13 protein-coding genes and 4 tRNA genes are annotated in these 12,862 nt (G+C 63.1%); 1 reads left to right on the forward strand and 16 read right to left on the reverse strand.

Annotation, left to right across the window (positions count from 1 at the left end):
- Positions 1-45 precede the first annotated feature (45 nt).
- The 4 genes from leuB to leuC all read right to left on the reverse strand — a co-directional run bounded on the left by leuB (position 46) and on the right by leuC (position 4,158).
- The gene (leuB, locus tag FFS13_RS04850; protein WP_137817963.1) at positions 46-1,128 is read right to left on the reverse strand and encodes a 3-isopropylmalate dehydrogenase; all 1,083 of its coding nucleotides are present in this window, start codon (positions 1,126-1,128) and stop codon (positions 46-48) included.
- 66 nt (positions 1,129-1,194) lie between these two features.
- Positions 1,195-1,959 (reverse strand): class I SAM-dependent methyltransferase, encoded by a 765-nt coding sequence (locus FFS13_RS04855; protein ID WP_137817964.1) that lies wholly within the window; start codon positions 1,957-1,959, stop codon positions 1,195-1,197.
- 115 nt (positions 1,960-2,074) lie between these two features.
- Entirely contained in the window at positions 2,075-2,719 is a 645-nt protein-coding gene (leuD, locus tag FFS13_RS04860) for a 3-isopropylmalate dehydratase small subunit (RefSeq protein WP_137817965.1), read from the reverse strand.
- A gap of 11 nt (positions 2,720-2,730) precedes the next feature.
- On the reverse strand, positions 2,731-4,158 hold the full coding sequence (gene leuC, locus FFS13_RS04865; RefSeq protein ID WP_137817966.1) for a 3-isopropylmalate dehydratase large subunit: 1,428 nt from the start codon (positions 4,156-4,158) through the stop codon (positions 2,731-2,733).
- Positions 4,159-4,296: 138 nt separating this feature from the next.
- Here leuC and FFS13_RS04870 point away from each other — a divergent pair, with 138 nt between their 5' ends.
- Positions 4,297-5,178: a LysR family transcriptional regulator gene (locus FFS13_RS04870; protein WP_137817967.1), complete on the forward strand. Its 882-nt coding sequence runs from the start codon at positions 4,297-4,299 to the stop codon at positions 5,176-5,178.
- 76 nt (positions 5,179-5,254) lie between these two features.
- Here FFS13_RS04870 and FFS13_RS04875 read toward each other — a convergent pair whose 3' ends face one another.
- From FFS13_RS04875 to FFS13_RS04930, 12 genes are all read right to left on the reverse strand, one after another.
- Positions 5,255-5,701, reverse strand: a complete 447-nt coding sequence (locus tag FFS13_RS04875; protein WP_137817968.1) for an Hsp20 family protein — start codon at positions 5,699-5,701, stop codon at positions 5,255-5,257.
- Positions 5,702-5,819: 118 nt separating this feature from the next.
- Complete coding sequence (locus FFS13_RS04880; RefSeq protein ID WP_137817969.1) at positions 5,820-6,794, reverse strand: tRNA-dihydrouridine synthase; 975 nt, start codon at positions 6,792-6,794, stop codon at positions 5,820-5,822.
- Positions 6,795-6,926: 132 nt separating this feature from the next.
- Positions 6,927-7,376, reverse strand: a complete 450-nt coding sequence (locus tag FFS13_RS04885; protein WP_137817970.1) for a thioesterase family protein — start codon at positions 7,374-7,376, stop codon at positions 6,927-6,929.
- Entirely contained in the window at positions 7,373-8,023 is a 651-nt protein-coding gene (locus FFS13_RS04890; RefSeq protein WP_137817971.1) for a bifunctional 4-hydroxy-2-oxoglutarate aldolase/2-dehydro-3-deoxy-phosphogluconate aldolase, read from the reverse strand. The genes FFS13_RS04885 and FFS13_RS04890 overlap by 4 nt, the downstream gene beginning before the upstream one ends.
- Positions 8,024-8,060: 37 nt before the next feature.
- Positions 8,061-9,863 (reverse strand): phosphogluconate dehydratase, encoded by a 1,803-nt coding sequence (edd, locus tag FFS13_RS04895; protein WP_256657820.1) that lies wholly within the window; start codon positions 9,861-9,863, stop codon positions 8,061-8,063.
- A 47-nt stretch (positions 9,864-9,910) separates the two neighbouring features.
- Complete coding sequence (gene pgl, locus FFS13_RS04900; RefSeq protein WP_137817973.1) at positions 9,911-10,594, reverse strand: 6-phosphogluconolactonase; 684 nt, start codon at positions 10,592-10,594, stop codon at positions 9,911-9,913.
- Positions 10,595-10,711: 117 nt separating this feature from the next.
- On the reverse strand, positions 10,712-11,548 hold the full coding sequence (locus tag FFS13_RS04905; protein ID WP_137817974.1) for an alpha/beta fold hydrolase: 837 nt from the start codon (positions 11,546-11,548) through the stop codon (positions 10,712-10,714).
- 11 nt (positions 11,549-11,559) lie between these two features.
- Positions 11,560-12,099, reverse strand: a complete 540-nt coding sequence (locus FFS13_RS04910; RefSeq protein WP_137817975.1) for a TetR/AcrR family transcriptional regulator — start codon at positions 12,097-12,099, stop codon at positions 11,560-11,562.
- A 184-nt stretch (positions 12,100-12,283) separates the two neighbouring features.
- A tRNA-Glu gene (locus FFS13_RS04915) sits at positions 12,284-12,359 on the reverse strand.
- Between the two features lie 81 nt (positions 12,360-12,440).
- Positions 12,441-12,516: transfer RNA gene (locus tag FFS13_RS04920), tRNA-Ala, on the reverse strand.
- Positions 12,517-12,567: 51 nt separating this feature from the next.
- Positions 12,568-12,643: transfer RNA gene (locus FFS13_RS04925), tRNA-Glu, on the reverse strand.
- Between the two features lie 69 nt (positions 12,644-12,712).
- A tRNA-Ala gene (locus FFS13_RS04930) sits at positions 12,713-12,788 on the reverse strand.
- Between the last annotated feature and the right edge of the window lie 74 nt (positions 12,789-12,862).

Consider the following 12,862-nt stretch of genomic DNA (forward strand, 5'->3'; position numbering starts at 1 on the left):
AAGTGGGCCGCTGCCAGGCAACGGACCCGAGAGATTACCTGCGCCTTAGAGTGCACGCAACGCCGCAACTACCGCATCGCCCATCTCGCGAGTGCCGACCTTGGTGGTGCCCTCGGAGTAGATATCGCCGGTGCGCAGACCTTGATCCAGCACCACGCCGACAGCTTGCTCAATGGCCTCGGCCGCCGCCACTTCAGCGAAGCTGTAACGCAGCATCATCGACACCGACAGAATGGTCGCCAACGGGTTGGCGATGCCGCGACCGGCGATATCCGGCGCCGAACCGTGGCACGGCTCGAACATGCCCTTGTTGTTGGCGTCCAGCGATGCCGACGGCAGCATGCCGATGGAACCGGTGAGCATGGAGGCTTCGTCGGAGAGGATATCGCCGAACATGTTATCGGTGACGATCACGTCGAACTGCTTGGGCGCGCGCACCAGCTGCATCGCCGCGTTGTCGACGTACATGTGAGACAGCTCGATGTCCGGATAGTCCTTCGCCACTTCCTCGACCACGGCGCGCCACAGGCGGCTGGATTCCAGCACGTTGGCCTTGTCGACGGAGCAGAGTTTCTTGCCGCGCAGGCGCGCCATGTCGAAACCGACTTTGGCGATGCGGCGAATTTCGCTCTCACTGTAGGGCAGTGTGTCGAGCGCATAACGCTCGCCGCTGTCAAGAATCCGCAACTCGCGCGGGCTACCGAAGTAGATACCGCCCGTCAGCTCACGCACGATGAGGATATCCAGACCGGAAACCACTTCCGGTTTCAGCGTCGAAGCCTCGGCCAGTTGCGGGTACAGAATGGCCGGACGCAGGTTGCCGAACAGGCCCAGCTGCGAACGGATTTTCAGCAGGCCCATTTCCGGGCGCAGCGGACGCTCCAGGCCGTCCCATTTCGGACCACCGACCGCGCCGAGCAGAATCGCATCGGCAGCATGGGCGCGGGCCAGGGTTTCGTCCGCCAGCGGCGTGCCGTATTTGTCGTAGGCCGCGCCGCCCAGCTCGTCGTGGCTCAGCTCGACGCCCAGGTTGAACTTATCGTTCGCCGCTTCCAGCACCTTGACCGCTTCGGCCATGATTTCCGGGCCGATACCGTCACCGGGAAGAATCAGAATCTGCTTGCTCATGCCTTTCCTCGTTAAATTCAAGTGGCGGATTGCGCTCTGTGGCGCACCCAGCCGACCAACAAAAGCTTAACGCTCGGCCCAGAGCACCAGCACGTCGGTGCTGAAAGAGCCGTCGTCGGTTATCTCGAAATACTCGCGCACTTCCTCGCCCACCGCAGCCTGCAAGGCCCGGATGGCCGCGCGAAACACCTCCGGGGTGCGCATGCGCTCGACCCAGGAGCCAAACTCCAGGCGCAAACGCTGCCGCGTATGGCTGCGTGTATAGAGACCCGCTTCGCCGACCTGCTGTAACCACTCGGCCGCCGAATAGTCGCGTACATGGCTGGTGTCGCGCAGCACTTCCACCGTTTGCAGATGGGTATCCAGCAGCGGGCTACCCGGCGACATCACATCGATAAAGGCCGCCACGCCACCCGGCTTAAGCACGCGACGCACTTCCCGCAGCGCTAAACCCAGGTCACTCCAATGGTGCGCCGAATAGCGACTGAAGACGAAATCGAACTCGCCATCGGCAAACGGCAGCTTCTCGGCGGCACCGCGCTCGGTGCGCACATTGCCCAGCCCACGCTGCTCGGCAGTTGCGGCGACCACCTCGAGCATCTGCGCCGACAGGTCATAGGCCACCACCTCACCCACCAAGGGGGCAACCTGGAAGCTGACATGCCCGGCACCACAGCCGAGATCGAGCACGCGCGCATCCGCACGCCCTTCGACCTCTGCCTGCAGTAGCGCGAACTCAACCCCTTGAGCATGCACTTGGCTGCTCAGATAAGCGTTGGCCTGCTCGCCAAACTGACGCTGGACTACCTGCTCGTGGGCTTTGTTGCTCATCTCGATGCTCTCCGGTGCTGTGGCGGTTACTGGCGAAGCCCTGAAACCGTAGTGCGCGTCGTCTCCACCTAGGCGGGATGACGATTTATCTAGTGCGTTTGCGCTGCACCTGGTTTCAAGCGTCGCGGAACAGCCAGGGCTGGCTCTGCCGATGCTTGATCTCGAAAGCCTTGATCGCCTCGGCGTCCTGAAGAGTCAGACCGATGTCGTCCAGGCCATTGAGCAGGCAATGCTTGCGGAAGGCATCGACCTCGAAGCTGTACTGCTTGCCGTCCGGACGGGTCACTGTCTGCGCCGCCAGGTCGACGGTCAGTTGGTAGCCAACGCTGGCTTCGGACTGCTGGAACAGTTCATCCACGTCGCTCTCGGCGAGGACGATCGGCAGCAGGCCGTTCTTGAAGCTGTTGTTGTAGAAAATATCGGCAAAGCTCGGCCCGATGATGGCGCGGAAGCCGTACTCCTCCAGCGCCCAGGGCGCGTGCTCGCGGCTGGAACCGCAACCGAAGTTCTCGCGCGCCAGCAGCACGCTGGCGCCCTGGTAGCGCGGAAAGTTCAGCACGAAGTCCTGATTCAGCGGACGATTCGAGCAGTCCTGATTCGGCTGACCGACATCCAGGTAACGCCACTCATCGAACAGGTTCGGGCCGAAGCCGGTGCGCTTGATCGACTTGAGAAACTGCTTGGGAATGATCTGGTCGGTGTCGACGTTGGCACGGTCGAGCGGCGCGACGAGCCCGGTGTGTTGGGTAAAGGCTTTCATCTTCGCTCTCCTCAGGCCTGAATCAATTCACGTACATCGATAAACCGACCGGTCACCGCGGCCGCGGCAGCCATCGCCGGGCTGACCAAGTGGGTACGCCCGCCTGCGCCCTGACGACCTTCGAAGTTACGGTTGGAGGTGGACGCGCAATGCTCGCCGCTGCCCAACTTGTCCGGGTTCATCGCCAGGCACATCGAGCAGCCCGGTTCCCGCCATTCGAAACCGGCTTCGATAAAGATGGTGTGCAGCCCCTCCTGCTCGGCCTGCGCCTTGACCAGACCGGAGCCCGGCACCACCAGCGCCTGCTTAACAGTCGAGGCTACCTTGCGGCCTTTGGCGATAGCCGCGGCAGCGCGCAGATCCTCGATCCGCGAGTTGGTGCAGGAGCCGATAAACACGCGATCCAGCTGGATATCGGTAATCGCCTGATTCGCCGCCAGGCCCATGTACTTCAAGGCCCGTTCGATCGAGTCTTTCTTAACCGGGTCGGCTTCTTGGCTCGGGTCGGGTACATGCGCATCCACCGGCAAGACCATCTCCGGCGAGGTGCCCCAGGTCACTTGCGGCTGGATCTGCGCGGCGTCCAACTCAACCACGCTGTCGAATATTGCATCAGGATCGGACACCAGATCCTTCCAGGCCTCTACCGCTGCGGCCCAATCCGCACCTTTCGGCGCAAACGGACGGCCTTCGATGTAGGCGACGGTCTTCTCGTCCGCCGCCACCAGGCCCACGCGCGCGCCGGCTTCGATGGCCATGTTGCAGATGGTCATGCGCCCTTCCATCGACAGCTCGCGAATCGCGCTGCCGGCGAACTCCAGGGCATGGCCGTTGCCGCCGGCGGTGCCGATCTTGCCGATGATGGCCAGCACTATGTCCTTGGCGGTGACGCCGAAAGGCAACTGCCCTTCGACCTTGACCAGCATGTTCTTCATCTTCTTCGCGACCAGGCACTGGGTCGCCAGCACATGCTCCACTTCGGAGGTGCCGATACCGTGAGCCAGCGCACCGAAGGCACCGTGGGTCGAGGTATGGGAATCGCCGCAGACCACGGTCATACCCGGCAAGGTCGCACCCTGCTCCGGGCCGATGACGTGAACAATGCCCTGACGCAGGTCGTTCATCTTGAATTCGAGGATGCCGAACTCATCGCAGTTATCGTCGAGAGTCTGCACCTGGATGCGCGAGACTTCGTCGGCGATGGCCGCGATGCCGCCCTTACGCTCGGCCAGCGTGGTCGGCACGTTGTGATCCGGGGTGGCGATGTTGGCATCGATGCGCCACGGCTTACGCCCAGCCAAACGCAGACCCTCGAAGGCTTGCGGCGAGGTCACTTCGTGGAGGATGTGGCGGTCGATATAAATCAGCGACGAACCGTCATCCCGACGTTTAACCTCGTGCGCGTCCCAGAGCTTGTCGTAGAGCGTTTTGCCGGCCATCAGAAAATCCTCATCAGCGTGTTTCTATGCCAGGGCTATTAAATAGCCCTTTGGCTTATGTGGATGATCCTAGGGACTTGCATTAAATAACTCAAATTCATATTTTTCATACTTTGGATAACCAACAGGAATTCGAGCATGGATCTGGCCAGCCTCAACGCCTTTATCGCCATCGCCGAAACCGGCAGTTTTTCCGCGGCGGGAGAACGCCTGCATCTCACCCAGCCGGCGATCAGCAAGCGCATCGCCAGTCTCGAACAACAGCTGAATGTGCGCCTGTTCGATCGCCTGGGCCGCGAAGTCAGCCTGACCGAGGCCGGCCGCGCCCTGCTGCCGCGCGCCTATCAGATTCTCAATGTGCTCGATGACACCCGCCGCGCCCTGACCAATCTCAATGGTGAGGTGAGCGGCCGGTTGACGCTCGCCACCAGCCACCACATCGGCCTGCATCGCCTGCCGCCGCTGTTGCGCGCCTTTACCCGGGCGCATCCACAGGTGGCGCTGGATATCCAGTTTCTCGACTCGGAAGTCGCCTATGAGGAAATCCTCCATGGTCGCGCCGAGTTGGCGGTGATCACCCTGGCGCCGGAAACCCACGCACCGGTCAAAGCGGTGGCGGTGTGGGACGATCCGCTGGACTTCGTCGCCGCCCCCGAGCACCCGCTGGCGCGCAGCGGCGCCATCAGCCTGGCGGACGTGGCGCGGCATCCGGCGGTGTTCCCCGGCGGCAATACCTTTACCCACCACATCGTCAGCAAACTGTTCGCCGCCGAAGGCCTGACGCCGAACATCGGCATGAGCACCAACTACCTGGAGACGATCAAGATGATGGTGTCCATCGGCCTGGCCTGGAGCGTGCTGCCGCGCACCATGCTCGATGAACAGGTGGCGCGCCTGCCGCTGCCGGGCATCCAGCTCAGGCGCCAACTCGGCTATATCCTGCACACCGAGCGGACCCTGTCGAATGCGGCGAAAGCCTTTATGGCGCTGCTCGACGCCCAGCGAGAAAGCCTGGCCTAGCGGCCGAGACTGGCGTGGCGTCATAAACTGAAATGAACAAGGGCGCCTCTCGGCGCCCTTGTTGATACGGCGAAGATTAACTGTCCAGCGCTGCACGCGCGGCGTTGATCGGGATGCGCTTGGCCTTCGCCTCTTCTGGCACGACCCGCTCCAGGTCGATATTCAGCAGGCCGTTGGCCAATGCCGCAGCCTTGACCTCGATATGGTCGGCCAGACGGAAGGACAACTTAAAGGCCCGCTGAGCGATGCCATGGTGCAGATAGGTGACGTTCTGCGCGCTGTCGGCGCGTTTGCCGCCACTCACCGTCAACACGCCACGCTCGACCTGCAGCTCCAGGTCATCGTCCTGGAAACCGGCGGCGGCAATGACTATGCGGTACTGGTCGTCCGCATGCTTTTCGACGTTGTAGGGCGGGTAGGAACTACCGGGCTCATTGCGCATGGCCGATTCGAACAAATCGTTGAAACGATCGAAACCGATGGAATGGCGGAACAGCGGAGCCAAGGAAAATGCAGTGCTCATGTAAATCTCCTGATTTCAGCGAGTGATTGACCCGGGACCCGCTTGCGGCATCCCGGCACTCTTAGAAATAGGGACTGCCGGAGCGATTTCAAGGCCGCGCTCACTACTCCGGAAAAACTCAAACCGCCGCCAACAGCTGCTCTTGATTCAGCTCCACACCCAGCATGGCATCGATCCGCTCACAGCTGCTCTCCCGCCGCATGGCGTTAAACAGCTCCACCGCCTCCGGGTAATTGCGCGTCAGCTGGCCTAGCCACTGCTTCAGCCGACCCGGCGCATAGCGCGGAGAAAGCTTGCGCCGGGCCTGCAGCCAGAACTCCCGCAACAAGGGCACAAACTCGGCCCAGCGCATTTCCAGCACTTCCTGGCCGGCCCGCGCCGCCGCGATCTGTCGCGCCAGGTCCGGGCGCGAAACCAGCCCACGGCCGAGCATGATGTCCTCGGCTCCGCTCACCTCGCGGCAACGGCGCCAGTCGTCGACGCTCCAGATTTCACCATTGGCGAACACCGGCACCTTGACCACCTCCTGCACCCGCGCCACCCACTCCCAATGGGCCGGCGGCTTATAGCCGTCGACCTTGGTCCGCGCATGCACCACGATCTGCGCCGCGCCGCCCTCGGCCAGCGCCCGCGCGCAATCCAGGGCGCCGTCGGGGCTGTCGAAGCCCAGGCGCATCTTCGCCGTGACCGGAATCGCCGCCGGCACCGCACGGCGCACCTCACGGAGGATGGCATGCAGCAGCTCCGGCTCTTTGAGCAGCACCGCACCGCCACGTGAGCGGTTGACTGTCTTGGCCGGGCAGCCGAAGTTCAGGTCGATCACCGGCGCGCCCAGCTCGCAGGCGAAGGCGGCGTTATCCGCCAGGCAAACGGGGTCGGAACCGAGCAGCTGCACCCGCAGTGGCGTACCGGCGACGGTTCGAGCCCCAGTCTCCAGCTCGGGCGCCAGCTGCCGATAGGTCGTCGCCGGCAACAAGCGTTCAGACACACGGATAAACTCGGTGACGCACCAGTCGATGCCGCCGACACGCGTCAGCACATCCCGCAGGATCTCGTCGACCAAGCCTTCCATAGGCGCCAGGGCGATTTGCATACACAGGCTCTCAAGGAAAAGGCGCGCAGTTTACGGGCATCTCCGGCGCAGGAGAAATCCAGCGCAAAGCCTACTCGTTGCGCCGTGCTTGCACAGCACTCTAACGCTTAACTAAACGACATTAACGGCCTGTTAAAGCTCCAGCGGATAAGGCTCGACCAGCGCCGGGCCATAGCCCTCGATGAATTCCTGCGGCATGCGCTTGGGCTTGCCGCTGGAGAGCTCGATGCAGACGAAGGTGGTCTGCGCGCGCAGCAGCGTGGCGGCGTCGGACGGGCGGATCAGCTGGAAACGGCGGGTCATTTTCAAGCGCTGGTCCGACTCGACGATCCAGGTCGCCAACTGCAACTCATCCTCTTCATAGGCGCTGGCCAGGTAATCGATCTCGTGGCGCAGCACCGCCATGGCGCGATCCAGGCGGCGGTATTCGGTCAAATCCAACCCCAAGCTCTGCGAATGACGCCAGGCGCAGCGCTCCAGCCAGCTGACATACACGGCGTTGTTGGCATGCCCGAGGCCGTCGATATCCTCGGCGGCGACCTGCAGATCGATGGTGAACGGCGTCGGCAAATCCCAGCTCATGCGTGGTGCTCCAGGCTACTGGCAAGGTCGCGCGCCTCGGCCGCCAGTTGGGTGATCTGATCCCAGGCGCGCGCGCGCACCAGGTTGCTCGGCGCGATCCAGGTGCCGCCAACACAGGCGACATTCGGCAAGCGCAGGAAGCTCAGCAAGTTGTCGGGCGTCACCCCACCGGTCGGGCAGAAGCGAATCCCGGTGAACGGGCCCTTGAAGCTTTTCAGCATTTTCACGCTGGTGGCGCCGTTGGCCGGGAACAGCTTGAGCGAGCGGTAGCCGTATTCCAGCGCCAGCAGTACTTCCGAGGGCGTCATCACCCCGGGCAGGTAAGGCAGGCCGGAATCTTCCGCCGCAGCGGCCAGGCGCTCGGTGCAACCGGGGCTGACGGTGAAGTGGGCACCCGCCTCGCGCGCCTCGAGAAATTGTTCGGTGTGGATCAGGGTGCCGGCGCCAACCAGCAGGTCCGGCAGCTCCTTGCGGATCGCCGACAACGCATCCAGCGCCCGCGGCGTGCGCAGGGTCACTTCCAGCACGCGGATGCCTCCGGCGTGCAGCGCGCGAGCCAAGTCGACCGCCAGGCTAATGTCCTCGATCACCAGTACCGGCAGCACCGGGCGGGCCTGTTGCAGCACCACATCCATCGTCAGGCTCATGCTCTCGCTCCCAATAGTCCTACAATCCTAGATAATCCTAAAACAACGTCGTCGCGCCCTGGTCGGCCGGGCCAACCAAGCGGCGCTGGGCGGCAAACAGCCCCAGACCATAGCCTGCGGCCAAGTCTTCAGGCGCGCTAGCCGGCTCGCGCGCCGCCAATTCGGCATCGCTCAATTCCACCCGCAACACGCCTTGCAGCGCATCCAGCTCGATCCAGTCGCCATTGCGCAGCTTTGCCACAGCACCGCCAACCGCCGCTTCCGGGGTCAGGTGCAAGGCCCCTGGCACTTGACCGGAAGCACCGGACAAACGCCCGTCGGTGACCAATGCCACCTGTTGCCCGGCCTGCTGCAAGTTCGCCAGCAGTGGCATCAGCTTGTGCAGCTCCGGCATGCCATTGGCACGCGGACCTTGGAAGCGCACCACCAACACCAAGTCACCCACCAGCTCGCCGCGCGCATAGGCGGCCTGCACCGCCTCTTGGCTGTCGAACACCAAAGCCTGCGCCCGTACGCGCCAATGCGCCGGATCGACCGCCGAGGTCTTGAGCATGGCCCGTCCCAGATTACCGCTGAGCAGCGCCAGCCCCGCTTGCGCATCGAAGGGCTGTTGCGCCGTACGGACGATATCCGGCGCCGGGCTTTGCCGCGGCAGTTCACGCCAAGCCAGGCGCTCGCCATCCAACCAGGGCTCGCGGGCATAGGCCGGCAAACCCTCATCCGCGACGGTCTGGACATCGGCGTGCAGCAACCCGGCGTCGAGCAACTCGCGAATGAGCCACGCCGGCCCGCCTGCCGCCTGGAACTGGTTTACATCGGCCGCACCATTGGGATAAACCCGCGCCAGCAGCGGCACCACTTTCGACAGCGCAGCGAAGTCTTCCCAAATCAACTCATAACCGGCGGCTCGGGCGATAGCCGGCAGGTGCAAACCATGGTTGGTCGAACCGCCACTGGCCAACAACGCCACCACGGCATTGACCAGCGCCCGCGCATCGATCTGCTTGCCCAGTGGCAGATAGCGCTCGCCCTGGCGGCTGTTGCGCGCCACCAGACGTGCCGCCTCGTCGGTCAAGGCATCGCGCAGCGGCGTATGCGGATGGACGAAGGCGCTGCCCGGCACATGCAAGCCCATGGCCTCCATCAGCAGTTGGTTGGTGTTGGCGGTGCCGTAGAAAGTACAGGTGCCGTCCTGATGATAAGCCGCCTGCTCGGCGGCGAGCAGCTCATCGCGGCTCACCTCGCCACGCACAAAACGCTCGCGCACCGCCGCTTTGTCCTTGTTGGCCAAACCGGAGTGCATCGGCCCGGCCGGCACGAACACCGCCGGCAAGTGCCCGAAGTGCAAGGCGCCGATCAGTAGACCTGGGACAATCTTGTCGCAAACCCCAAGGTAGAGGCCGCCGTCGAAGATCGCATGGGTCAGGCCGATGGCGGTGGCCTGGGCGATCAGATCACGGGAAAACAGGGACAACTGCATGCCCGCCTCGCCCTGGGTGATGCCGTCACACATGGCCGGCACCCCGGCGGCGAACTGCGAAGTCGCGCCGGCCTTAGCCAGGGCCAGCTTGAGCCGGTCCGGGTAATCCTTGAGCGGCGCATGGGCAGAAAGCAGATCGTTGTAACTGGAGACTATGGCGATATGTGGCGCGCCGCCCTGCTTCATGATCAGCCGTGCGTCATCCGCCTGTGCGGCCAAGGCATGGGCCAGGTTGGAGCAACCGAGCTTGTGCCGCGGCTCACGCGCAGCGGCAGTCTCCAGCCGCGCCAGATACTGCGCACGGCGTGCAGCGGAGCGCCGCTCCAACTCTGCGGTAACCTGTTCGACAACGACCTGCAACATGGCAACACCCTGTTTTCAACCAGTACTCACTCACAGTGTAACGCTCAGGGCGCCCAATAAATCCTCACCGGCAGCGGACTGTGCCAGAGCAGTGCATACAGCGGCAGCGGGCGGCTGGCCGGTTCGTCGGCCAGCACCGCTTCGATCAAGCGCCGCTTCACCGGCCCGAACGCCAGCAAGCCGATCCAGTGGCTCTGTAGCAGCATCGACAGATTCAGCGACAGACGGGTAGACGGCTCGCTCGGGGCACTGCCCACCAGCCCAGCAGGCGCGGCAGCAGGATCGAGTGCCGCCGCCAGCCCAGGCATAGCGGGAAACAGCGAGGCGATATGCGCGTCTTCGCCCATGCCCAGCAGCACCGCGTCGAACGGCAACCAATCACTCAACTGCGCCGCCCAGGCGCTGGCGGACTGCTGCGGGCCCGCAGCCTGGCGCGGATCGCGGCAAGCCGCCCCTGGCAACCCCGCCCGTAGCAGACGCCAATTGCTTTGCGCAGCGTCCGCGGGCACCCAGCGTTCGTCGGTTGGGCTCAGGTCGATGCGCGACCACTCCACAGGCTGCGCCGCCAGCACTGGCAACAACGCCTGCGGGCTACTGCCACCCGGCAATAACAGGCTGGCGCGCGATTGCTCGGCCAGTGCCTGCTGCAGTTGCGCACCCAGGTCCGCACTCAGTTGCGCGATACAGGTTTCACGCTGCGGATATTGCAGGAAAATGCTCTGGTTCATGACAGAAGGCTGGCACGCTAGCGATCGAAATAGGCGCCGCCATCATGCGCCATTCTCGGCAGGCTCGCAGCCTGCCTGGAACTGAACCGGCAGCAGCTCAGTTCCAGACAGCAGCCTTCAAGCCACCGCACTCGCAGACGCCTGACGCACACTTGCGAGCAACTCCAACACAGCCTCGATCAAGCGCGGATCGGCCAGCACGCGCTGATGCCCGCCCTGCGCCAAGCGCAGTAAACGGCTGTCGAACCAAGCTGCATGAATGATCTCGGCTTCGCTCACCGGCACCATCGGATCATCTTCCGCATGCACGACCAGGCCAGGGAGATCCAGCTGATAACGCGCCACATCGAGATGCGCCGCCGGCATTCCGGCATGCTGCTCAACCAGACGAACAAAGTGCGCCCGCGCCTGCTCGGGTAACGCCATAAAACGCGCGAAACGCCGCAGCATGCCGAGAATCCGACTAGGCGCCGAGATGCTCACCACTGCCTTGGTGCGCAACCCCAATTGGGTGGCCAACAGCGCACTGGCCCCGCCCATGGAATGGCCGATCACCGCCTGCAGCGGCGGCAACTCGCCAGCGGCCTCGAGCAAGGCGCGGGCGAACAGCACCACGCTGGCCTCATGACCAGGCGAACGGCCATGGGCCGGTGCATCCAGCGCTATGACGCCATAACCGGCGTTGACCAGCGCCTCGATGAGTGCTGCGAACTGCGTCGGCCGGCCTTCCCAGCCGTGCAGCAGCAACACCGTAGGGCCACTACCCCAGCGCAACGCCGAGAGCCCGAACCGCAGCGTGATGCGCTCGGCCCGCCCGAGCCAAGGCAACTCCCAGTCACGCGGCGGCAGTTCGCGCGGCGTCATGAACTCGCGGCGCATCTTGCTCGCCACTGCCTGCGGGACCAGCCGACCGACGGTGGCATTGAAACCACGCACCCAACTCAAGTTGTTCATCGCACACCTCCTCAGACCACCGCCGACTTGGCGGCACGCAGCACTCGGTCGGACAACTCGCCCGGGCCCAATGCCCGAGCCAAAGTCAGCCCGCCCACCATCAAGGCAAGATCGGCGAGTACCTTGTTGGCCTCTTCCGGGCTGCCCGCCAGCTCCGCCGTCATCAGCTCCAGATGCTCGGCCAAACTCGTGCGAAAACCTTCCGGCAGGCGCGTCAATTCACCCAGCGAACTGGGTAACGGGCAGCCGTCTGTTTGCGCATCTCGATGCTTACGGGACAGGTAAAACGCCGCCATCAATGCCCGCCGCTCGACTGCCGGCAGGCTCCGATCGAGTTCCCTCAACAAGCTGCGGCGACGCCCAAGCAACCGGCTGAAGGCCTCCAGCATCAGCGCATCCTTGCTCTCGAAATGCGCATAAAAGCCCCCCACAGTGAGACCTGCCGCACCCATCACCTCGCCCACACTGGGCTCGGCCGGGCCACGCTGGAACAACGCCGTACTGGCAGCGCCGAGGATGCGTTCGCGGGTTTGCGCCTTCTTATCGTTCATACTCGCCTCCAAAATATTATGATTGAAATATTATACTCACAATAAATTTAAGCAAGCCGAAACCCACACCGCCGGGCGGCAGGATCGAAGCAAGACAGGAGGAAAAAGAGGAAAAAGCAGCAGACAAACAAAAGGGTCATCCCGTGAAGAATGACCCTCTAAAATCCCGCAAAGCGGGTGAAAATGGCGTCCCCTAGGGGACTCGAACCCCTGTTACCGCCGTGAAAGGGCGGTGTCCTAGGCCACTAGACGAAGGGGACAAAACCTTCGAAAAACAAGGCCAGCTTTACGCTGGCCCGTGGCAGTTTTTACAACTAGACATTGCGTTGAAACTGCAGAATTGGTGGAGATAAACGGGATCGAACCGTTGACCTCTTGCATGCCATGCAAGCGCTCTCCCAGCTGAGCTATACCCCCAGATTTATCGCCTCTCGGCTCACAGCACCTTGCGGAACTGCTTTTTAATACTGGCGTCCCCTAGGGGACTCGAACCCCTGTTACCGCCGTGAAAGGGCGGTGTCCTAGGCCACTAGACGAAGGGGACGCAAAACCCTTCTAACAACTCGACCAGTTCGACGAACTGACCGTGGCAAGCCTTTCGGCTTTAAGAGATTGGTGGAGCTAGACGGGATCGAACCGTCGACCTCTTGCATGCCATGCAAGCGCTCTCCCAGCTGAGCTATAGCCCCATCTCAAGGACGGGGCGCATGTTAAATGCGACCCTAATGGCTGTCAACAAAATTTTCCTCTCTTCGCGTTTCTT

The organism is Pseudomonas sp. 2FG (genome assembly GCF_005502935.1).
Classification (GTDB): domain Bacteria; phylum Pseudomonadota; class Gammaproteobacteria; order Pseudomonadales; family Pseudomonadaceae; genus Aquipseudomonas.

Bases quoted from the DNA above. Each gene is read 5' to 3' on its own strand.
- leuB (WP_137817963.1), bottom strand. From the start codon at position 1,128: ATGAGCAAGCAGATTCTGATTCTTCCCGGTGACGGTATCGGCCCGGAA.
- FFS13_RS04855 (WP_137817964.1), bottom strand. From the start codon at position 1,959: ATGAGCAACAAAGCCCACGAGCAGGTAGTCCAGCGTCAGTTTGGCGAG.
- leuD (WP_137817965.1), bottom strand. From the start codon at position 2,719: ATGAAAGCCTTTACCCAACACACCGGGCTCGTCGCGCCGCTCGACCGT.
- leuC (WP_137817966.1), bottom strand. From the start codon at position 4,158: ATGGCCGGCAAAACGCTCTACGACAAGCTCTGGGACGCGCACGAGGTT.
- FFS13_RS04870 (WP_137817967.1), top strand. From the start codon at position 4,297: ATGGATCTGGCCAGCCTCAACGCCTTTATCGCCATCGCCGAAACCGGC.
- FFS13_RS04875 (WP_137817968.1), bottom strand. From the start codon at position 5,701: ATGAGCACTGCATTTTCCTTGGCTCCGCTGTTCCGCCATTCCATCGGT.
- FFS13_RS04880 (WP_137817969.1), bottom strand. From the start codon at position 6,794: ATGCAAATCGCCCTGGCGCCTATGGAAGGCTTGGTCGACGAGATCCTG.
- FFS13_RS04885 (WP_137817970.1), bottom strand. From the start codon at position 7,376: ATGAGCTGGGATTTGCCGACGCCGTTCACCATCGATCTGCAGGTCGCC.
- FFS13_RS04890 (WP_137817971.1), bottom strand. From the start codon at position 8,023: ATGAGCCTGACGATGGATGTGGTGCTGCAACAGGCCCGCCCGGTGCTG.
- pgl (WP_137817973.1), bottom strand. From the start codon at position 10,594: ATGAACCAGAGCATTTTCCTGCAATATCCGCAGCGTGAAACCTGTATC.
- FFS13_RS04905 (WP_137817974.1), bottom strand. From the start codon at position 11,548: ATGAACAACTTGAGTTGGGTGCGTGGTTTCAATGCCACCGTCGGTCGG.
- FFS13_RS04910 (WP_137817975.1), bottom strand. From the start codon at position 12,099: ATGAACGATAAGAAGGCGCAAACCCGCGAACGCATCCTCGGCGCTGCC.